A 20,897-nucleotide genomic window follows, 5' to 3' on the forward strand; every position below is an offset into this window, starting at 1 on the left:
CCTGTCGCCACCCCCGGCTGGGAGCCCGGAAGTGGTCGCCTTTCCCCAAAACAACGTGAGGAGTGACGATGAGCGGTGACGAGATCAACGGTGACACCGACGCCATGCGGGAGTTCGCGTCCCGGATCATGGGCAGCCTCGAGCAGCCGCCGGTCAGCAACATTTCCCGGATCGACAGTACGACAGCGTGCGCCGGTGGGCTGGACAACCTCTGCATCCATCTCACCGCCGCGGAAAACCACAGTGTCCACCAACTCCAGACCTTCATCACGCAGGTCGAGGAGGGATTCGCGGCGTACAGCGCCTTCGTCCAGCAAACGGCCGCGAGCTATCTCCGCGCCGACGAAACCGCCCGCCAGGAGATCTTGAACACCTTCGTCTCGCGGATTCCGGGGGCCGTCACGGAGATCGACCCCCGGCTCGGCGCACCGCGCGCCGGGCAGCGCTGAGGGGATCTCATGGCGTCCCTCGAGGAAATGTACGGGCAGCTCACGACGGAGACGCATACCCACGTCCCCAAGCTGGTGGCCATCGGCTATCTGTGGCGCGAAGCGAGGGCCTGGATCGACGGACAGGCGACTCTCCTCCACCAGCAGGCAAATCAGCTCGTCACCCAGGATCGCTGGCCCGACGAGGCCGGACGCCAGTTCATGGCGCGGGTGACCCGGGACACCACCGTCATGCGGAGCTGGCTCGACCCGAGCGGGATGGTCACGTCGATGATGACCATCGGGCTTCCGATACCGCAGAAGCAGACCACCGCGTCGGAGGTGCTCGAGAAGGTCAACGCACTGAACCTGGCGCTCTGCGCGGCCCAGAACTCCGCGAAAGACCAGGTCGACCACTACAACAGACTGTCCGAAGAGGACCGGGGTAAACAGCGACCGGACATCGAGGCGAAGATCGCCGACGAGATCACCAAGCTCGGCCCGAAGTACCAGGAAGCGGCGCTGGCCATGCACAATGCCGTCGGCCTGCCTTGGGAAGGTCCGCTCGGTGCGACGTCCGGGCAAGGAACCCCCGGGCCGGCCACGAACGGCGTTCCCGCATCCGGCGCGGCGTCTCCCAGCGCCGCCCCCTCGCCTTCTTCCCCGCAGCCGCAGGAACCCAGCCCCACGGAGGAAGAGACCCCGGAGCCGACGGATCCGGTCAAGGACGCACTCGAAGCGGCACCCGGTGCCCTGGACGCGTTGAGCCAGGCGATGCAGTCGGCACAACAGCTGCTGGGCGGCGGCACGGGCTCCCCCAGTCCGACGCCGCTCGGCCCGATCGATCCGCTCGGCCCGGGAGACTCGCTCACCCCCGCGGAGGTCGCGGACCGGCTCGCCCGGCTCGAAGGTGGTTCGGGCCTGCCGAGCCTCGCCGGGGGCGGGGTGAGCCCGGTCGGCGCTCCGGCGGGCGCGGCCGGTGGGGTGCCTTCCCCGACGGCGCCGATGAACCCGTCGTCTCCCGGCGGCGCCGGCAACGCCGCCTTCCCGGCGGCGGCTTCCTTTTCGGCCACGGGTTCCGGCGGCACCGGCGCGGCGGGGACTCCCGGCGCGATGCCGCCGGCGCAGCAGCAACCGCAGCGCGGCGAAGCGAGGAACGGCAACGGCATCAAACCCGGCGCGGCCGAGCACGCCGCCACCGGACGGCCCCGGGACCGCAAACCCGGTGCGACGCCAGGGGTTTCGCTGCTCGGCCGGTCCGGACGCGGCCGTCCGGTCAGCCGGTCCGCCGAACCGGCTCCCGCGCCGCGGCGGTGGGACCGGGAGAACGACACGGTCCAGCTGCTCGACGAGGAGCTGTGGCAGGTCAACCAGGAAGACAACGGTCCGCGCTATCGCGCCGGACAGTGAGGAGGGGTAGATGCCTGATCAAATCAACGCGGACACCGAGTCGATGAGCGCTTACTCGAGCAAGCTCACCGCCCCGGAAATGCCGCCGTCGCTGGCCCGGCTGGGAACGCCGCCGAATCTGACCGGTCTCTTCGAAGGTATCGCGATGTCGGTGCTGGACAAGGCCGCCACCGCGAGTATGGCCGCGTTCATGGCGAAGATGACCGAAGAGATGGTCACCGACTCGACGAAGGTCAAGACCGCCGCGATCACCTACAGCGCGGCGGACGTCACCAGCGCGCTCGAACTGGCCACGTCCGCCACCAAGGTGCTCAAACAGGGCATCGATCTGGTGAAGCAGACCGCGGGCTCCGCGCAGCAACCGTCCACCACCACCGAAAAACCGGCCGACCAGGACCTGGTCTGAGGAGCTGATCATGGCTGTTCCCTACAACCTGCTGCCGATCGAGGCGCATCTGGCGATGATCACCGCCGAGCAGGCCAACGTCGCCGTTCTCACCGACGCCGCCCGCATGTGGACCGAATCCCGTGCCTGGATCGAAAACGCGTCGGCCGAATTGCACACCCGGGTGGGCGAGCTTTCGCCGACGTGGCAGGACGACGCGGGCCGCGCCCACGAAGAACGGGCGCAACGCTCACTCGCCGAGCTCCGGTTCTGGGGTGAGCGGATCGATCTGGCCCAGCCCGCCGAGACGCTGACGACGCTGGCGAGCGGTATCCAGGAGACGATGCAGGAGGTGTCGCTTCTGCACAGCCAGTACATGGCGGCGATCGCCAACCCGCTGACCGCTTGGGCGGCTCCGCTCATCCAGCAGGCCTCCGGCGCGCGGATGACCGCGCTCGGCGCGCAGTTCGACATGTCGATGCTCAAGGTCGTCTCGGCTTCCGGGATCCAGCAGCCCGACCATCTGATGCCCGAGACACCGCAGGCGTCCGCGGAGGGGAACTCGCCCGCCGACTTCATCAAGGCGGCCGAAGCGGGAATGAACGCGCTGACGGAAGTGCAGGGGCTGGCCGAGTCGCTCGGTGTCGGCGGCGGGAGCGGTGGGACGGGGACGGACGTCTCGATACCGGAAATCCCCGGCTACGACGGGACGTCGGGTGTTTCGCTCGCCGGGCTCGCCCCCCTGCCGACCGCGGCCGGGGCGGTCCCTGGCCTCGGTGGGATCCCCGGCGGCTCGGGTGCGCCGCCGGTCCCGACGGGGCTGCTCGGCGGTATCGGCGCGGCGGGCGGGCTGGCCGGTCTCCCGGTCGCGGCGAAGCCGGTCGGCACGAAGAAGGCGCCCAGTCTGGCTGCCGAAATCCAGCCGGCGGCAGCGAGCCCGTCCACCGCGAAGGCGGCGACAGGCCCGATGTCACCGATGACGCCGCCGCACGCCGGCGGGCAGAACACGGCGAGCACGCTCCGGCCGTCGTCGAACGACCAGCCGGTCGGGCGGAACGGGTCCAGTCGCCGGGCCTCCTCCGGGGGAAGCGACGGCGTTCCGGCGAAGCTGCGCGGCCGGGCCGCCAACGGCAATCCCGACGCGGGGTTCACGCTGGCGCGCGGCCGGTCGGGTGAGTCGGAGTCGGGTTCAGTGCAGATGCTCGACGAAGACCTCTGGCGGCCGACCTCGCGCTGAACTCCTTGTACGTGAAGGCCCCCTTCACTGCGTTGGTCGCAGTGAAGGGGGCCTTCACGTCGTTCCCGTAACTCGCGTGATCAGAGGCGTAACTCGTGAGTTACGCCTTCAATCACGCGAGTTACGTGCCTGATCACGCGAGTTACGGCCGGTCAGCCGCCCAGGGTTTGGCGCCGGGCGGCGGCCGGGTCGAGGCTCGGGCCTTCAGGCAGCCGCGCGACCAGGCCGGCGGGCAGCCGCACCGGGCGCGCGGACGGGTAGCCGAGCATCTTCAGCACGTCGGGTGAAGCCAGCGGATAACGGCGCCCCATGTCGGTCACGACGGTCAGCGTCCCGGCCGGGGCCTGCGCGGAAGGCATCGCCTCGACGACGATCGCGCTGCCGGGCGGCACGTGGACGCGGTCCGCGAGCGGGGTCCCGGCGGCGGTCCGGCGGGCGGTGGTGGACATCGGGTCCGCGGCGGGCAGTGCGGGGTCGACGGTCAGCGCGGGGGCCGCGGGGCCGTCGCCGAAGGTGGCGCACACGGTGGCGTCCTGGTCGCGCAGGCGCGCGATGGCCGGACGAGTGGCTGGCGCCGCGCCCGCGTCGGCGCGGACGGGGTCCAGCTGCCGGGACGCGGTCGCCAGCGAAGGCGGCAGCGGCACGGTTTTCGGCTCCGTGCCGGGATAAGCCGCCATCATCTGGGCGCTCGCGCGCTGGACGTCGTACTGCAGTTCGGTGATGGGGCGCAGGGCATCCCGCTCGGCGAGGTAGTGCTGCTGCCCGCCGCCGGAGGCCTGGACCATCAGCAGCATCCCGTTCCGGATGTCGGTCCGGCCCGGGACCGCGGTGGACACCTCGCCCGCCGCCGCCACCGGCAGCGGACCGATCGGTGTGCCTTCCGGGAGCACGTCGAGCCACGCCCGGCCCACCCGCGCCCACGGTTCGGCGGTGAGCGCGAGCCCGGTGCCGACGGCGCCGTAGTCGGTGATCCGGTGCCGGTGCCCGCGCCATACGACGAAGCGTTCGCCGGTCGACGTCGATTCCACCAGCAGCGCCTGGTCGCCCAGTTCCGCGCCGCCGGACGGCGACGCGCCCGCCAGCAGGACCGATTCCTCGATCCGGCTGCCCGCCAGGTCGCTCGCGGGCGCCGAGCACAGCGACCACGATCCGGTGAGCAGCTTTTCGGGGCCGGGCAAGCCGTCCGGCGCGTCGGCGATGCCGATCCTGGGCCCGCGCGGGACTCCGGCGAGCGAAGCACGCGAAACCCGTTCCGTGGTGCCGTGTTCGCCGAGCAGCAACAGCGCGGACGCGTAGTTCGCGACGGGGTGCAGCCGTTCGTCCAGGTAGACGTACCGCGTCCCGCTCTCCTTCTCCACGATGACGGCCGCGTTCTTGCGCCAGGCGTTGTTCCCTCCGGGCACGATCATCCCGTAGACCCCGACGCACGCCAGCGCCACGATCGCCAGCGCGACACTGGCGAACGCGGCACCGGACGGCCGGCGGAACGGCGGCTGCTCCGGATCGGTTTCCCTCGTCACGAGCGCGGAGATCGCGCGCTGCACCAGGAACTGATACGCCTGCAGTTGATCCCGTTTGGACGCCATGGTTCAGCCCCCCAGCCCGCGCACGTAGCCGTACAGGCCGAGCACCGAACACGCCACCGGGACGACGGCGATCGTCACCAGGATTTCGAAGTATTCGGCGATCCGGCCGAGATACGGGTTGGCGGCGCGGGTGCTCAGCACGACACCGGAGGCGATCACGGCCGCCGCCACCGCCAAGGACAGCGGCCCGGCCAGGACGAGCAGCAGCGAACGGTCCGCCATGAGCGGGCCCGCCAGCAGGCAGCCGGCGCCGAAGATCCCGGTCACCAGCACCAGCAGCCGCTGCCGCAGGATCGGGTACAACCGCGCCCGCACCAGGAAACCGGCCGCGAGCAGGGCGACGAGCACGACCGCGGCCTCGCTGTCGCTGCGGATCAGCTGCAGCTGGCAGTACATGACGACGATCGCGGCGCCGCCCAGCATCCCGGTGAGCAGCGCGTCCGCCCTGGCGACGGCGGCGTGCACGAGATCGAGCGGCGGCTGGGGATCGTCGCGGACCAGGTCGGCGGTCGAGCGTGGCAGCACCGGCATCGGCACCCGGCCGAGCCGCAGCGCCAGCGGCGCGAACGTGGTCGAGAGCACGAGGACCCCACCGCCGATCACGGCCGCCGACCGGTACCCGGCCAGGTCGTCGAAGGTGGCCAGCCAGCCGCCGAGCACCCCGAGCAGGCCGACGGTGGCGGCGCCCGAGAACAGTTCGGGTGCGGCGATCACCCCGAGATGGCCGACGACGGCCGCGAGCAGCAGCGTCGCGCTCGCCAGCAGCAGATGGCCGGCGGACAGCGCGCCGATCGGGTCGTCGCCCGCCAGCAGGAGACCGCCGCCGGCGAAGGCGAACGGAAGCGCGACGGCGGCGAGCACCGCCCCGGCACCGGCGTCGCGCAGCGCCCGCGCGAGCAGGACGCCGGCGGCCAGCAGCAACGCCGAGACGGCCAGCGCCCAGGACGCCGGTGACGTCCACGGCGGGCCGGCCCGCAGGACGGCGAGCAGGCCGAAGGCCATCGCCACCCCGCCGACGGCCAGTCCGGCCTGCCGCGTGTGCCGTGGCCCCCAGGCTTTTCCGGCGCGGCCGGAACCGGTGGCGATCGCGTCCACCAGGTCGTCGTACTCGGGCTCCGGCCATTCGGCGCGGCGCGGCGTCAGATGGAGGATCTCCCCGTCCCGGACCCGGTGCGCGCCCAGCGTCCGGTCCAGATCGAAGGGTGTCCCGTCGGCACGGCGCAACTGCCAGCCGCCGCCGGCGACCCCGTCGTCCGCCATTCCTTCGCCCGCCCGCGCGAGCAGGCCGGGAAGGATTTCGGCGACGGACGCGTGTTCCGGCAGCGCCATGTCGATGCGCCGGTGCGGAGTGGTGATGGTGACCCTGACCAGGCCGGCAGTCTGCATGGGAAAAGGGTCGGCCAGCGGCCCGCCCGCCGGGCCCCGGCGGCAGGAACCTGCCGCCGGGAAAGTACTCCGGATCCGGTCTTCTTGCGCGACAATGGGGTCATGAGCATCGAGACAGGAGTCGGCGGACCGAGGCTGCTCGCCCAGGGCCCCATCGCCACCGTCTACGCGGGCCGGGATCCCGCCAGGGGCAACGACTTCGCGATCAAGATGTTCCCCGGCGCCTTCGACCGCGAGACCTCCGCGTGGCTGGAACGCGAGCGGAAGGCGCTGGCCGCCGTGCGTTTGACGCGTTCGGTGCTGCAGATCGACGACGTCCTGACCGACGCGGGCGGCCGGTCCGGCATCCGCCGCGAACTGTGCCCCGGTTCACTCGCGGGTCTGCTGGATTCCGGTGCCAGGCTGGGTGTTCCCGACGTGCTCGCGCTCGGCGCCGCGATCGCGTCGGCGCTCGCCGCGGCGCACGGCGCGGACGTGCTGCACGGCGGGGTGAGCCCGCACAACGTGCTGTACCGCGCTTCCGGTGAATTCGTGCTCGCCGACTTCGGAGTGGCCCTGCGGCGGCGATTCCCGCGCGACCCGATGTACTCGGTCGAGTACACCGCGCCGGAAACCCTGCGCGACGACACGCTTTCCCCCGCGTCCGACCTTTATGGACTCGGCGCGGTGCTCTACGCCGCGTTGACCGGCACACCGCCCTTTCCCCGGCACACCGGGCAACAGCCCGGCGAACGGATCCTCCAGGTGCTGCGGGAACCGGTCGCGCCGATCCAGGACCCGGGCGTCCCGAGGGAGCTTTCCGCCACGATCCTCCGGTTGCTGGCCAAGGAACCGGCCGACCGGCCGCAGGACGTCGCGTCGCTGGCCCGGCTGTTCACGAAGCTTCGGCAGCCCGGCGGCGAGGTCGTCACCGGGGAACCCGTCGACGTTCCGGCGGAAGAAGAAGAGGTCGAGTTCGACGACTTCGCCGTGGTCCGGCAGCCTGCCGACCCGTCACCGGTGCAGGTGGTGCAGGCGCCGCCCTCGGGCGGCCGGACCCTGATCCGCGAGTTCAGCGGCCCGCTCAAGACCGAGCGCCGCCTTCCCTGGAAGCCCATCGCGCTGACGGGCGCCGGAGTGCTCGCCGCCGGGCTGGCCGTGGTGCCGCTGATCGTCGGCCCGGCGGAGATCGGCGGGCAGGCCGTCCCGGCCGCGGCCGCGATCCCGCCGCCCGCACCGGCTTCCGCTCCGGCGCCGGACGTCAAACTGGCGCTCGCCCCGCCGCGCGATCAGAGCGATCACGTGGAGCTGACGTGGACGGCGGAAGGCGAACTGGATTTCGTCGTGATCATGGCGGGCGAGCGGCTCGAGACGAAACAGCTCGTCGCCCACCGCCAGCGCAGCCTCGACGTCCCGGTCGACCCGGCGCGCCGGTACTGCTTCCAGCTCAGGGCGACCGACGGCCGCCACATCTACACCACCGAGCCGGTCGCGATCCGCGGCGCCCGCTGCAACCCGTGAGCGTTTCGTCTCGTGAGTGGTAAGGACGGGTAACTAGTCAGGTCCCGGTGACGTGGTGATCATGGTTCTGCGATGATCATCACGTGGCCGGGGGTGAGCGTCCGTCGTATGACGAGTTGGCTGCTCTGGTCGTGTCTCAGGCGGAGACGATCCGGGTGTTGCGGGCCGAGGTGGAGCGGTTGTCCGCGCGGGTCGGGGAGCTGGAACGGCAGCTGAAGACCACGTCGCGGAATTCGTCGAAGCCGCCGTCGCAGGATGTGTATGTCAAGCCGGCGCCGAAGTCGTTGCGTCGGAAAACCGGTCGTGGGCAAGGGAAACAACCCGGGGCGCCGGGTGCGAGCCTGACACTGGTCGATAATCCCGGCACCGTGGTTGATCATGTTCCGTCGGCCTGTGCTGGCTGCGGGACAGGGCTGTCGTGCCGTCCGGATGTGGGTGTGGTGCGCCGTCAGGTGCATGATCTGCCCGAGATCGTCCCGGTGGTGACCGAGCATCGTCTGTATCAACGTCGCTGCCGGTGCGGGGTGCTGACCACCGCGCCTGCCCCGGCCGAGGCCACCGCTGCGGCCTGCTATGGACCGAATGTGACCGCGTTGGCCGCGTATCTGCTGACCTATCAGCATCTTCCGATCTCCCGTGCCGCTGAACTGCTGGCCGAGGTGACCGGCATGGCGGTGTCCACCGGCTGGGTCAGCTCGGTGCTGGGGCGTCTCGCGCCCGGGCTGGCCCCGTTCGTCGAGGCCGTTCAGGCAGCGATCGTGGCGGCGCCGTTGGCGCATTTCGACGAGACCGGTGTCCGGGTGCTCGGCAAGAACAGGTGGCTCCACTCGGCCAGCACGCTGTGGTTGACCGTCTATTTCCTGCATGACAAACGCGGCCGCGAGGCGATCGACGCGTTCGGGATCCTGAACGGCTTCACCGGCATCGCGGTGCACGACGGCTACCACTCCTACCGCACCTACGACCTCACCCACGCCCTCTGCAACGCCCACCACCTGCGGGAGCTCCAAGCCGCGGCGGAGACTCATCCCGATCAGGCCTGGCCCACCGGGCTCAGTGATGTCCTCGACGAACTCAACGCCGCCGCCCACACCGCCCGCGACCTGGGCCTGTCCGAGATCCCCGACGACGTCCTCACGCCGATGACCGGCCGCTACGACACCCACGTCCGCACCGGCCTGGACCTGCATCCACGCAACCAACGAGGCCACCCCAAAGGCGGAAGACCCACCCAATCCCAGGCCCGCCGCCTGCTCGAACGACTCGAGAAATACCGCGGCGACACCCTGCGGTTCGCGTTCGACCTGACCGTTCCCTTCACCAACAACCAGGCCGAACGCGACATCCGCATGACCAAAACCCAGCTCAAAATCACCGGCGGATGGCGCACCCACCACGGCGCCACCACCTGGCTCACCGTGCGCTCCTACATCTCCACCATCCGCAAACACGGCCTCAACACCCTCACCGCGCTCCGCGACGCCATCACCGGAAACCCCTGGCTACCAACCAGACCCGCAACCACCTGACTAGTAACAAGGACGGTTCTAACCGTCCTTACCACTCACGAGGCATTGGACCCCTCTTTACGGCCCTTGACCGGCACCAGGGTCCGCGGCTCGAGTGCCGCCAGCACCCGAGCCGCGAACGGTCTGGTGGCCAGGCCCCGGCGGACCTCGCCGACCTCCTGCCACGCCCTCCGGACCGCGCCGTCGCCGACCGGGACGCCGGACCACAGCGTCACGTCCAGCACCTTGGCCAGCCTGGCGACCGGCTCGCGGATCCCCTCCCCGGCAAGCGCTCCGGCCGATTCGGCGAGATCGCGCGGGGTCATCCCGATCCGGAACGGCACCCCGTGCGCGCGCAGCCGGTCGCGGATCTCGTCCCAGGCGCCGAGCACCCCTTCCTCACCGGACCGGCGGCGGCGCCGTCGTGCGCGGATCACCTTCGCCGCCGGAACCCCCACGAGCCACAGGAGTCCGAAAAGGACGATCGTGCCGGCGAGGGCGGGCCACCACCAGCTCACCCCCGCTTCCGCGCTCTGGTCTTCGGCGGAATCCGGCTGCGTGCCCGGCGGCAGCTGCGGCGGCCGCAGTTGCTGTTCGGCAGGCAGCTGGGCCCTCGCCTTGGCGACCGCCTTGCCGGGGCCGGCCTGGCTCCGGCTCGACCCGGCCGCCGCGGCGGTGGGGTCGAGCGGGACCCAGCCCGCCCCGGCGACCGCGACTTCGGGCCACGCCAGGACATCGCGGTTCCGGACGACGTGCGCGTCGCCGTCCTTCTCGGCCGAACCGCGGAACCCGACGACGAGCCGCGCCGGGATACCGCTCATCCGCGCCAAGACCACGTACGCGGCGGCGAACTGCTCGCTCGTCCCCCGCTTGCTCTCCAGCAGGAAGTGCCGGAGCTGTGGCCAGCCGTGCCCGGTCGGCAGCTCCTCCGTACCCGTCGCGACCTGATAGTTCGTGCTGAGGAACCGTTCCAGCTGCAACGCGGACTGGAACGTCGGGCGCAGCCCGCGCACGGCGTCCTTCGCCACCTGCTCGACGTCGGGCGGCACCGTGCCGAGTCCGCCGAGCCCGCCCGGTGCGCGCGCGTCGACTTCGCCGGCACCGAGATCGACCTCGGGTGAGGACCAGCTGAGCCGGTAGTCCCGCACCGGGGCCGCCGACGGCGATTCCAGCATCAGCGTGTCCGCGGCCTGGTCCACCAGCGGGGTCAGACCGTCCACTCCGGTCAGATCCTGATGGCTCGGCAGCCAGGGTCCCGAAAGCCCGCGCACCTGGAGTTCGGCGCTGCCGCCGGGTGCGCCCTCCAGACCCGCGCCGAGCCGGTGGAGCCGGGAATCGGACAGCCAGTTCGCACCGTCGAAACCGGTGAGCACGATCAGGCGCCACTGATCGACCGGGGTGTCGCCGCGGTAGCGGAACACCTCCTCGCCGGGCCGGATGAGCCGCTGGGCGATCTCGTCCAGCGGGTTGCCGACCCTGCTCCGCGGCGGCGGCGCGGCCTGGGTGTCCTTGAGTGTCAGTGGATCCCGGCCGACCGGATCGAGCGCGGCGAACGCGACCGCCCCGGCGATCAGTGCGACCACAGTGGACAGTGCGGGCCAGACCGCCGACCCCGTCACCCGCCAGGAGCGCGGCACGCCGGGTGCCCGGCTCACGGACCGGACGCGGCGCCCCGACCACAGCAGGAGTCCGGCGGGCAGCGCGTACCCCAGCGCGGCCGCCACCGCGACGAGTCCCGTCGACGCCTGATACGCCTGCGCGAGCCCGGCGACGGCCAGGCTCGGCAAGAGTGCCACGAGCGGCTTGTCCAGCCGCAGCAACACTTCCAGCCCGAGCACGACGGCGAGCAGCACCGACAGCGGGACGAACAGCAGCTGTTCGGGGACCGGCAGCGCGGGCCAGGTGGACTGCAACGTGAGCCGCCAGCCCTCGGTGAAGCCGCGCGCCAGCCCGCTCAACGACGCGCCGGTCGGCAGCGCGGCGATCGTGGTCGACGTCAAGACCGTCTCGATCAGCCCGAGCAGAGCGAGCACCGCGACGAGCAGTGGCCGATACGGCGTCAGCTTGGGGAACTTCGCGGTCAGTTCGACGCAGCCGTACGCCACGACGACGACCACCAGCACCGGAACGAGCAGTTCCGCCCAGCCGAACACGGGCGCGAACAACAGCCCGGCGACCCCCGTCGCGCCGAGCAGCCCGGCGACCGCGAGCCGATCGAACCGGGCGCTCATGCCTTCCCTGCCAAGGTGTTCCATTGGGCCGCGGCACCGGCGGCGTCGACCGCGACGATCAGGCCACCGGAGCCCGCCGACGGCCGGAGGTCACCGAGCCGGACCACGGTGTCGGGCCGCCAGCGGGCCGCGTGGCCGAGGTCGGCGTCCGGGCCGGTGACCACCACGAGCACCCCGCCGGGGCGTTCGGCGGCCGCGAGGGCCGAGGGCAGCAACGGGGCGTCGTCCGCCGCGTCCTGCGTGACGAGCGCCAGTTCGTCCAGCAGCGTCCTCGCCGCGCGCACCCCGCTGTCGGTCAGCGTGTCCGCACCGGCCGAGGTGATCAGGCGGCAATGCTGCCCCGACGACGCCGACGCGTAGAACAGGGAGGCCGCCACCTCGACGGCCTCTTCGAAGACGGCGGGCGTCATCGACGCGGGCCGCGTGTCGAGCACGGTGGTGAACCGGGGCTGGGCGGGGTCGGCGTACTCGCGAACCATGAGCCGTCCGGTCCTGGCCGTCGCCTTCCAGTGCAGATGCCGGACCTCGTCGCCGATCACGTACTCCCGCACCGCGCGCAGATCCGCCGAACCACGCAGCGGCGGGTCGGTGATCGGGCCTTCGTGGTGGTGCCTCGGGTGCCCGGCCTGCGCCGCGCGTACCGCGTGCCGTCGCGGGTGCACCCACAGCCACGCGGAATCCCCGACGGTCCGGTCGCCGCGGGCGAGATCGAACAGGTCGGGCCGGTGCACCAGGAGCGGGCCGACGCGCAGTTTCCCGCGTTTCGTCGTCGGAAGCTCGTAGTGGTACGTCGCTTCAGCGCCGGGCGCGAGCGGGCGGACCCGCAGGCGGTGCGTTTCGGTCCCGATCCCGTCCCCCGCGGCGAAACCGCCGTGCCGCCGCGAACCGGTGTTGCGCACGACGAGCGAGGCCAGCGCGGGTTTCCCCCGTTCGACCCGGTCCGGCTGGACGGTCCGGCCGATCTCCACCCGCGGCCGGAACCTGGTGGTGACCAGCGCGACCAGCACGGCGCCCGCCGCGATCCCCGCGAAGGCACGGAAAAACGTGTACCCGGCCAGTTCGCCGAGGGCGTAGGACCCGGCGGCGAAGATCAGCACGATGACGCCGCGGCGGGTGAGCCGCACGCCTACCTCCCCATCGCGGCCATGGGAGCGGCCGTCGCGCCCAGGAGTTCGTCGACGATGTCGGCGGTCCGCCGCTGGTTGAGTTCCGCGTCGGGGGTCAGCACGAGCCGGTGGTCGAGCACCGGATGCGCGACGTCCTTGACGTCGTCGGGGGTGACGAAGTCGCGGCCGAAGGTGGCGGCGAGCCCTTGCGCCGCACGGATCAGCGCGATGCTGCCCCGCGGGCTCGCGCCGTAGCGGACGTCCGGATGCGACCGGCTCGACGCGGCCAGCCGGACCGCGTAGTTGACGATTTCCGGTGCCAGGTGGGACTTCCGGACCTCGTCGATGACCGACTGGACGTCGGCGATGCTCAGCACGGGCTTGAGTTCGTCCGGCGTCACCCCGGCGCAGTCCCCCATGACCACCCGCATCTCGGATTCCACATCCGGGTAGCCGACCGAAATGCGCATGAGGAACCGGTCCAGCTGCGCCTCGGGCAGCCGGTAGGTGCCCTCCAGTTCGATCGGGTTCTGCGTGGCCACCACGAGGAACGGCCTCGGCACCGCCTGGCCGACCGAATCGACGGTGACGCGGCGTTCGGCCATCACCTCCAGCAGCGCGGCCTGCGTCTTCGGCGTACCCCGGTTGATCTCGTCCGCCAGCACCACGTTGGCGAAGATGCCGCCGGGGTGGAACTGGAAGCGTTCGGCGTTCTGGTGGTAGACCATCACGCCGGTGATGTCGCCGGGCAGCAGGTCGGGGGTGAACTGGATCCGGCTCCACCGGCCGCCGATGCTGGCGGCGACACAGCGCGCGATCGTCGTCTTCCCGACGCCGGGCACGTCCTCCATCAGCAGATGCCCCTCGGCGAACAGCGCCGCCACGGTGAGCCGGACGACCTCCGGTTTACCGCGCACCACCGATTGCACGTTCTCGGCGATCTGCTCGTAGGCGACCCTGGGTGTGAGCGTCACAGAATTTCCTTTTCCTTTCGTCGGCGCAGGCCGACCAATGCCAGCGGGCCGAGCCACACCAGCGCGCCACCGTTCACCGTGGGCGCACCTCGCCAGGTGTCCGTGGCGGTACCCGCGGAGGTCTTGATGGTCGCGGTGATCGTGATGGCACCGACCCAGACGACCTCGGTGATGGTCAGGGTGGTGGCTCCGGAACAGGCCTTCGGCTTGTTCTCGCTGAAGAATTCGGCGGTGCAGGTCGCGGGGGCGCCCTTACCGTCGGCTTTCACGGAGACGAACAGCGTGCTGTCCTTACCCCGCACCTGAGTGATGGTGATCGTCGGCGGCCCCGAAACGACCGGCACGGTGACCTTCCTGCTGCCGGTGGCACCGGTGAGCGTGGAGCCCGAACCGAACTTCGTCACCGCGCGGACCGTGACGGTCGCGGTGCCGGTGACCCCGGTGAAGTCCGCGGACGTGCCCGAAACCGTGCGCTGCCCCTTGCCCGTCACGCTGACGAGGTAATGCACCAGCGTGCCGCCGCGGAGGTCGGGCTGGGTCCAGCTCACCGACACGTTGCCCGCCGCGGTGGCGTTCGCGGTGACGACAGGTGCCCCGGCGGGCCGGTTCGCGGGTCCCGGGACGACCGCCTTGGCGCTGACGCCGGGGCCGATCCCCGCGGAGTTCTCCGCGACCACGGTGAGCACGTACGGGGTTCCGTTGCGCAGCCCGGAGATCGTCGTGCCTCGTGACGATCCCCCGACCCGCGTCGACCCTCCGGTCCAGGTCACCCGGTAGCCGGTGATCCGCGCGCCGTTCTCCGCGGCCGGGCTCCACGAGACCTTGATCGAGCCGTCCCCGGACGACGCGCTCACCTTCCTCGGCGCGCCGGGCGGGGTGGCCTTCGCCACCGGCGGGGGCGCCTTCTGGGTGATCGGCGGAGCTTGTTGCTGCTGCGGCGGCGCGGGCTGGTCTCCGGACGGTTCCGGTTCGGCCGACGGCGCGCCCGCGGTCTGGCTGTTGGCCGCCTTGTCGACGTCGACGTCGACCACCGTGCCGTCGTCGCCGTTGACGACCAGGACGTGCGAGCCGTCGGAGCTGTCGACGTAGATCCGGTTGTCCTCGCCCTTGGCCAGCCTCGGCGCCGTGCCATGGCCCGGCACCTTGGTGGTGGACTTCAGCTTGCCGGCGGCGTCGTAGGTCAGCACCTCTCCGCGGGTCTCGTCGACCATGGCGACGACGTTCGACGAGGAGAGCGGGCCGTTGAACCGGCTGCCCTTGGACAGCTCGACCGAGATCGGCTTCGCGGACGGGCGATCCTGGTCGAGGCCGCTGATGTCGATGAGATGGAGCTGGTTGCGCTCCGGGTCGGCGATGGCCAGCCGGTCGCCGACGGCGCTGTTGGCGACCTGTGCCGACGGCGAAAGCTTGATACCGAGCGGAAGACCGTCGCCGAGCCCGTCCGGGCCGACGCGGTGGAGGCTGTCGCCGGTGGTGTCGAGCACGACCGGGCGGTCGCCGACGAGCGTGAGCCCGCCGCCGTGCCCTGGCGGGAGCTGCGCGGGACAGGCCATCACGGCGGCGCCCTTGGGCAGTTCGCAGACCGACCCGTTGTCGACGCGGTGCGTCCAGACGGTTCCCTCGGTCGTCGCGACCGGCCGGGACAGTGGCCCCCCTGCGGGCACCGTCGCGGCCGGGTCCCCGAGCCGCACGATCTGGCCCGCGTTGCGGTAGACCAGGTACGGACCGCCCGCGATCTCCAGCACGAACGGGGTTTCCGGCGCGGGCGGCGGCACGGACTCCGCCACGCTCAAGGTCGCCTTGTCGAACTCCGTGATGCGGTTCCGTTCGACCACGTAACCGGAACCGTCCCCCTGCGCGACCTGGCTGCCGTTCGCGCCGGGCACGTCCGCGCGCGCGTCGACGCGGTTCGTCGAACCGTCGACGTGGAACGCGGACTGGGCGGCGTCGTTGTAGACCCAGTGCCCGACCTGGACGAACTCCAGCCGTTCGGGGGTCGCCGCCTGTCCGGTCACGGCGAGGCCGACCAGCGCCAGGCAGCCCGCGACCACCAGCGCCACGGCCGTTCTCGTCCTGGCCACCGCGCTGAACCGCTTCTCGGTGTTCACGCGATCAAGCTAGAGAGCCACCATGAAATTTCGATGAAACAGCCTGTCGGAGGCCTCGCGGGCGTTTGTCATCGAAACCTCATGTTCGCCGGGGACGCTGAGGCGACACGGTTTGAGGAGGCACGACGATGACCGATCTCGGCGCGGCCAGGACGGGCGGGCGGTACCAGGCGCCGCCTCCACCGCTTCCCCAGGCGGGGCCTGCCACACCGCGGGCCGCGGCCGTCTCCGATCCGCTCGCCTACGCCGCGCCCGCCGCGCGGGCCGCCGCCCGTGAGGCCGCGCTGGCCGCGCTCACCGCCGCTCGCCAGGCGGAGCAGCGGCCGTCAGGGTTCGCGGCCGTACCCGTCCCCGCCCCGGTACCCGGTGCGCCACGGCCGAATCCACCGGCGCCCGTCCCAGGGCGGCGTTCCGGCCGGTTCGGGGGGATCGGGGTGCCGCAGATCGTCTGCTGGCAACTGATCCTCGTCGCGCTCGTCCTCGTGGCGGGGCGGCCATGGCCGCTGGTGGCCGCGGTGCTCACCGCCGCCGTCGTGGTCCTCGCGCTGACCACCGTGCGGATCCGCGGACGCTGGCTCTACGCCTGGCTCGGTTCGGCGTCCGGCTATCTGACGCGCGACCGCGACCGGGATCTCCGGAACGCGGGCGAGGCGGGCCGGGCGCTGCTGCGCCTGCTGTCGCCGGAAGCGACGGGGACCGTCGGCGAGATCGGCGACGAGACGGTGTTCATGGTCAGCCGCGCCGACGGGATCACCGCTGTGCTGCAACCGAAATCGGCCACACGCGAGCTGCCGATGCCGTCACCGCCGACGTTGCTGCCGCCTGCCCGCGAGCAGGCGGCGGACGTCGCCGCGCAGGTCATCCACCACGTCGGCGCGGACCGTTCACGGCCGCCGCGGGGCTGGGTGGCGTTGCAGGCGCTGCGCACCGTCGACTTCCACCGCGACGCGGACGTGCGGCAGGCGCTCGGGAACACGGTCCGGCGGGTGCGGCGGCAACTCCGTCGCGACGGCCTGCCGGTGCGGGCACTCGCCGAAAACGAGGTGCTCGGCGTACTCGCCTCGCTGGCGCACGTCACGGCGGGCCGGGCGCGTATCCGCGAGGACTGGCGGTACTGGCACAGCGGCCCGATCTGCCAGGCGACGTTCCGCCTCGACGGCTGGGACGCGCTTTCCCCGGCACTCACGGCGGATCTCTCGCGCCGTCTGCTCGCCGCCGCCCCCGGGTCCGCGGTGACGCTCGCCGTGACCGCCCGCCGGAGTGCCGCCGAGGCCGAACCTCAGGTCAGTGCCTCGATCCGGATCGCCGCCGCGGGGGCGCAGGCGGTGGAACACGCGGTGCGAGACCTGGAACTCGCCGCCCGCCGGGGCGGACTGACCCTGGACCGGCTCGACGGCAGGCACGCCAAGGGAGTGGCGGCCACGCTGCCGCTCGGGGTCAGTTGAGCACGACGATCGCGGCGGTGAGCGCGGTCGCGTACAGCGTCCAGGCGAGGTACGGCAGCAACAACGCGGCCGAAACCCGGGAAGACCGGTGGAAGTACAGGGCGGTGACGACGATCGCGACGTCGAGCAGGACGATGTCGGCCAGCGCCAGGCCGTAGGCACCGGCCGCGAAGAACAGTGGCGTCCACGCGGCGTTCAGGGCAAGTTGCACGGCGTACCAGATCAGCCCCCGGCGTTCGCCACCGGACTTCCAGTACAGCCAGCCGGACACCGCGATGACGAGGTACAGGACCGTCCACACCGGACCGAACAACCAGGCGGGCGGGGCGAACGACGGCAGGTCGAGTCCACTATAGACAGATCGGGCACCGGCCGCGGCGAGCCCGCCGACGAGCGCGACCACCGCGACCGCGGCCAGAAACGGGAGGAACGCCAGCGGCGCGCGGAATCGTCCTGGGATCACGGTCATCTTTCGAGCGTAAGGCCGGGAACACGCTCTCGCGCGCTCAAAACCGGTCGCGTCCGCGCGGCCACGGCCCTAAACTCCTCCGCGCGATGAACGACGACACTTTCCTTGCCCACGTGGCCGACACGCTGGCCGCGCTTCCCTCTGTGCACGCCGTCACCCTCGGCGGGTCGCGTGCGCAGGACACCCACGGCCCCGGCAGCGACTGGGATTTCGCCGTCTACTACCGCGAGGCCTTCGACCCGGCCGACCTGCGCGCCGTCGGCTGGGACGGCGAGGTTTCCGAACTCGGCGCGTGGGGCGGCGGCGTGTTCAACGGCGGCGCCTGGCTCACGATCGACGGCAGGCAGGTGGACATCCACTACCGCGACCTCGGCTCCGTCGAGCACCAGCTCGCCGAAGCCCGCGAGGGCCGGTTCCACTGGGAGCCGTTGATGTTCCACCTCGCGGGCGTCCCGAGTTACCTGCCCGTCGCCGAACTCGCGGTCAACCGCGTGCTGCGTGGCGACCTGCCGCGGCCGGACTACCCGGAAGCGCTACGGGAAGCGGCTCCGGCGATGTGGCGGGGCCGGGCCGGCCTGACCCTGCGGTACACCCGCGGCGCCTTCGTCCCGCGCGGGCAGGCCACGGAGGTCGCGGGCGCGCTGGCCACCGCCGCGATGGAGACCGCGCACGCGGTCCTCGCGGCCCGCGGCGAGTGGGTCACCAACGAGAAACGTCTGCTGCTGCGCGCGGGATTGCGCGAGATCGACACGGTCGTCGCGGGTTTGCGCGCGGATCCGGAGGCCCTCGCCAAGGCGGTGGACGACGCGGAGGCGCTGCTCCTGGCGGCGGTCTGAGTCCTGTGGCGCGCGTCACGGAATGACCGGCGATCTTCAGCGCTACAGAGAAGTAAGACCCGTTCCGTACCAAGGGAGTGACATGTCCGCCACCGCCACGCCGGAAGAAACCACTCTGGCCGTCCCCGCGCTCGACGACTTCGACTTCCCGCTCACCGACGGTGCCGCGTGCCGCATCGACGACCCGGACTGCGAAGCCTGCCAGTAGCGCTGTCAGCCGCGTAGTCCGTGAAGGCCTCCTTGCCTACCTTCAGGGTAGGGAAGGAGGCCTTCACGGCGTTCCCGAGGCGAGTCGGCCGGCCGGGCACCGGCGGCCGCCCGCGCGCCTCGACCGGAGGGCTCACACGAAGGTTGCGAAAGTGGCTTTCGCAACACGCAACACGCAACGCGACACCGACGACGGCAGCAGGCCAGGCCTCAGTTCACTCGCCCATCGACGGCCGCCACGATCAGCGCGGCGCACCGCTTGACCGGCAGTCCTCGTTCCCGCGCCATCGCTTCGAGGGCCGCCTGCGCGGCTCGCCCGTGCAACCCTTCCGCGGCAAGCACTTTCAGCGCCAGCTCGACGACGTCGGCGGCCGGCTGGGAATCGGGTCGGACCAGCATCGGAGACCTCCGGCTCACTCGGCGGACGGCACCGGATACCCACCCCGCACCGCGTTCACACCTCACCGTGAAGAGTGACGATCCCTCCGGTCGTCGACGGCCGACCGCCGGACCCGCTCGGTGTGCATGCCGATCTCACCGAGCCGTTCGGCGAAGCCGGTGTGCTCGCGGGGCAGCTGGGCGCGCAGGTCGGCCAGCGGCGCCAGGAGACCGGTGACGTCGTCCTCACCCAGCACCGCGCTCACCCGCTCGGCGCTTTCCCTGGCCTTGGCGTTCAACCCGTCCAGCGCGCCCGCCTGACCGGCCAGCTGCCGCAGGATCGCCGAGTTGCGCCGCGCCCACTCGGCCACCGCGCGGTCACCCGCCCGCCGGTCCCGTTCCGCGTCGACCCGCGCCTCCCCCGTGCTCTCCCCACCGTCGGACGGCCGCAACCGCAGGAACCGCCGCTCCGCCGCCTGACGGCTCGCGACCCCCAGCGCGGGGGCGAGCGCCGTCCAGCTGGTGCCGCCGGCGCGAGCGGCCGCGATCAGCTCCGGCTCCCATGCCGCCAGTTGCTCGCGGACCGCCTTCAAAGCGACCAGGGCCGTCAAGAGCCTCTCCGGTTCCGAGACGCCGGAGCGGGCCTCGGCCACGACGTCGCGTACGGCGCGCACGGTCTGGGCGGGGTCTTCGTCCATGATTGTCATCCAATCGACGACTTGATGGTTGTCATCGTTTAGATGACATGTTAGAACAGTAGTGCGTGTTGACACCAGAGACGACGACCCAGGAGGTGGAACCCGATGTTGATGCGCACCGACCCGTTCCGCGAGCTGGACAGGCTGACCCAGCACATGTTCGGCGCCGCGAATCCGGGCACCTGGTCCAAGCCGGCCACCATGCCGATGGACGCGTACCGCGAAGGCGACGAGTTCGTCGTCTGCTTCGACCTTCCCGGCGTCTCCGCCGACGCGATCGAGCTGGACGTCGAACGCAACGTCCTGACGGTCAAGGCGGAGCGGCGGCCGTTCGCCGGAAAAGACGTCCAGATGCAGGTTTCCGAACGTCCGCTCGGCGTCTTCTCCCGCCAGCTGTTCCTCGGCGACGCGCTCGACACCGACAACATCGCGGCCGGTTACGAAGCGGGCGTGCTGACCCTGCGCATCCCGATCGCCGAGAAGGCCAAGCCGCGGCGCATCGAGATCACCGGTTCCGCGTCCGACCGCAAGGAGATCCAGGCCTGAGTGTCCCGTCCGGTGCGGGCAGGGGCCCGCACCGGACGAGGCCGGGGAAGAAGGGAAATCCTCGTTGCTCACCATGCCGGTCCGCCACCCGCACACCCGCGACGCCGTGTGGGGTTATCTCGCCGAAGTCACCGAGGTTCTCGGCGTCGGCCTCGAATCCTGCACGGTCGACCACGACAGCCCGGTCTCGGCGTACGTCGCGCTCGACGAGCGGCTCCCCACCCATCCGGAGCGCGACGTCGCCCTGCTGTGGGACGAGACCCACGGCTGGGCCGTGGCCATCGAGACCCACTCCGGCGAGGATCTCATCGTCCTTCGCTACCTGGGCGGGAAGAGCGCCACCCCGCGCCCCGCCCAGGTCGCGCGTTTCGTCACGGCCGTCCGCGAGGACGACCACAGCGTCGGGCAGCTCACCCCGCCGGATTTCGACATCCGGCCGGCCTCGCACGAGTGACCGCG

General features: G+C 71.5%; 20 protein-coding genes. 11 read left to right on the forward strand and 9 right to left on the reverse strand.

The genetic code is table 11. The features are described from left to right. Positions 1-68 precede the first annotated feature (68 nt). The 4 genes from ACZ3HL_RS25630 to ACZ3HL_RS25645 are packed head-to-tail and all read left to right on the forward strand — an operon-like array spanning position 69 to position 3,460. Entirely contained in the window at positions 69-449 is a 381-nt protein-coding gene (locus ACZ3HL_RS25630; RefSeq protein ID WP_465534221.1) for a hypothetical protein, read from the forward strand. A 9-nt stretch (positions 450-458) separates the two neighbouring features. After that, a complete protein-coding gene (locus tag ACZ3HL_RS25635) occupies positions 459-1,838 on the forward strand; it encodes a hypothetical protein (protein ID WP_465534223.1) in 1,380 nt (459 codons plus the stop codon). A 10-nt stretch (positions 1,839-1,848) separates the two neighbouring features. Continuing rightward, positions 1,849-2,244, forward strand: a complete 396-nt coding sequence (locus ACZ3HL_RS25640) for a hypothetical protein (protein ID WP_465413880.1) — start codon at positions 1,849-1,851, stop codon at positions 2,242-2,244. A gap of 10 nt (positions 2,245-2,254) precedes the next feature. Continuing rightward, positions 2,255-3,460 (forward strand): hypothetical protein, encoded by a 1,206-nt coding sequence (locus ACZ3HL_RS25645; protein ID WP_465534225.1) that lies wholly within the window; start codon positions 2,255-2,257, stop codon positions 3,458-3,460. 152 nt (positions 3,461-3,612) lie between these two features. On the opposite strand, the gene eccB is transcribed toward ACZ3HL_RS25645, so the two are convergent. Continuing rightward, positions 3,613-5,046 (reverse strand): type VII secretion protein EccB, encoded by a 1,434-nt coding sequence (gene eccB / locus ACZ3HL_RS25650; protein ID WP_465534227.1) that lies wholly within the window; start codon positions 5,044-5,046, stop codon positions 3,613-3,615. 3 nt (positions 5,047-5,049) lie between these two features. Further along, entirely contained in the window at positions 5,050-6,432 is a 1,383-nt protein-coding gene (eccD, locus tag ACZ3HL_RS25655) for a type VII secretion integral membrane protein EccD (protein WP_465413886.1), read from the reverse strand. Between the two features lie 102 nt (positions 6,433-6,534). Here eccD and ACZ3HL_RS25660 point away from each other — a divergent pair, with 102 nt between their 5' ends. Next, positions 6,535-7,932 (forward strand): serine/threonine protein kinase, encoded by a 1,398-nt coding sequence (locus ACZ3HL_RS25660; protein WP_465534229.1) that lies wholly within the window; start codon positions 6,535-6,537, stop codon positions 7,930-7,932. 83 nt (positions 7,933-8,015) lie between these two features. Then, positions 8,016-9,461: an IS66 family transposase gene (gene tnpC, locus ACZ3HL_RS25665; protein WP_465534231.1), complete on the forward strand. Its 1,446-nt coding sequence runs from the start codon at positions 8,016-8,018 to the stop codon at positions 9,459-9,461. A gap of 35 nt (positions 9,462-9,496) precedes the next feature. Here tnpC and ACZ3HL_RS25670 read toward each other — a convergent pair whose 3' ends face one another. Genes ACZ3HL_RS25670 through ACZ3HL_RS25685 form a run of 4 tightly spaced genes read right to left on the reverse strand, consistent with a single transcriptional unit; the run spans position 9,497 to position 15,859 of the window. Next, a complete protein-coding gene (locus tag ACZ3HL_RS25670) occupies positions 9,497-11,671 on the reverse strand; it encodes a transglutaminase TgpA family protein (protein ID WP_465534233.1) in 2,175 nt (724 codons plus the stop codon). Beyond that, a complete protein-coding gene (locus ACZ3HL_RS25675) occupies positions 11,668-12,795 on the reverse strand; it encodes a DUF58 domain-containing protein (protein WP_465534235.1) in 1,128 nt (375 codons plus the stop codon). The genes ACZ3HL_RS25670 and ACZ3HL_RS25675 overlap by 4 nt, the downstream gene beginning before the upstream one ends. A 2-nt stretch (positions 12,796-12,797) precedes the next feature. After that, positions 12,798-13,751, reverse strand: a complete 954-nt coding sequence (locus ACZ3HL_RS25680; RefSeq protein WP_465534237.1) for an AAA family ATPase — start codon at positions 13,749-13,751, stop codon at positions 12,798-12,800. Beyond that, complete coding sequence (locus tag ACZ3HL_RS25685) at positions 13,748-15,859, reverse strand: fibronectin type III domain-containing protein (RefSeq protein WP_465534239.1); 2,112 nt, start codon at positions 15,857-15,859, stop codon at positions 13,748-13,750. The genes ACZ3HL_RS25680 and ACZ3HL_RS25685 overlap by 4 nt, the downstream gene beginning before the upstream one ends. A 128-nt stretch (positions 15,860-15,987) precedes the next feature. On the opposite strand from ACZ3HL_RS25685, the gene ACZ3HL_RS25690 reads away from it, so the two are divergent. Beyond that, the gene (locus ACZ3HL_RS25690) at positions 15,988-17,304 is read left to right on the forward strand and encodes a type VII secretion protein EccE (protein WP_465534241.1); all 1,317 of its coding nucleotides are present in this window, start codon (positions 15,988-15,990) and stop codon (positions 17,302-17,304) included. On the opposite strand, the gene ACZ3HL_RS25695 is transcribed toward ACZ3HL_RS25690, so the two are convergent. Next, positions 17,297-17,773 (reverse strand): TspO/MBR family protein, encoded by a 477-nt coding sequence (locus ACZ3HL_RS25695; protein ID WP_465534243.1) that lies wholly within the window; start codon positions 17,771-17,773, stop codon positions 17,297-17,299. The two genes, ACZ3HL_RS25690 and ACZ3HL_RS25695, sit on opposite strands and share 8 nt — an antisense overlap. An 86-nt stretch (positions 17,774-17,859) precedes the next feature. On the opposite strand from ACZ3HL_RS25695, the gene ACZ3HL_RS25700 reads away from it, so the two are divergent. Together ACZ3HL_RS25700 and ACZ3HL_RS25705 are read left to right on the forward strand one after the other, a co-directional pair. Beyond that, positions 17,860-18,609: a nucleotidyltransferase domain-containing protein gene (locus ACZ3HL_RS25700; RefSeq protein WP_465534245.1), complete on the forward strand. Its 750-nt coding sequence runs from the start codon at positions 17,860-17,862 to the stop codon at positions 18,607-18,609. Positions 18,610-18,691: 82 nt separating this feature from the next. Beyond that, positions 18,692-18,817, forward strand: coding sequence for a hypothetical protein (locus ACZ3HL_RS25705; protein ID WP_005159680.1), 126 nt, complete (start codon positions 18,692-18,694; stop codon positions 18,815-18,817). Positions 18,818-19,026: 209 nt separating this feature from the next. Here the strand turns inward: ACZ3HL_RS25705 and ACZ3HL_RS25710 are convergent, their stop codons facing one another. Both ACZ3HL_RS25710 and ACZ3HL_RS25715 read right to left on the reverse strand, forming a co-directional pair. Beyond that, complete coding sequence (locus ACZ3HL_RS25710) at positions 19,027-19,215, reverse strand: hypothetical protein (RefSeq protein ID WP_192742834.1); 189 nt, start codon at positions 19,213-19,215, stop codon at positions 19,027-19,029. Positions 19,216-19,277: 62 nt separating this feature from the next. Further along, on the reverse strand, positions 19,278-19,892 hold the full coding sequence (locus ACZ3HL_RS25715; protein WP_465413907.1) for an HSP18 transcriptional regulator: 615 nt from the start codon (positions 19,890-19,892) through the stop codon (positions 19,278-19,280). Positions 19,893-19,997: 105 nt separating this feature from the next. On the opposite strand from ACZ3HL_RS25715, the gene ACZ3HL_RS25720 reads away from it, so the two are divergent. Next, positions 19,998-20,438 (forward strand): Hsp20/alpha crystallin family protein, encoded by a 441-nt coding sequence (locus tag ACZ3HL_RS25720; protein WP_257485008.1) that lies wholly within the window; start codon positions 19,998-20,000, stop codon positions 20,436-20,438. Positions 20,439-20,511: 73 nt separating this feature from the next. Further along, positions 20,512-20,892, forward strand: a complete 381-nt coding sequence (locus ACZ3HL_RS25725) for a DUF6292 family protein (protein ID WP_465414150.1) — start codon at positions 20,512-20,514, stop codon at positions 20,890-20,892. The last annotated feature ends 5 nt before the right edge of the window (positions 20,893-20,897 follow it).

Source organism: Amycolatopsis sp. NPDC000009 (genome assembly GCF_055563465.1).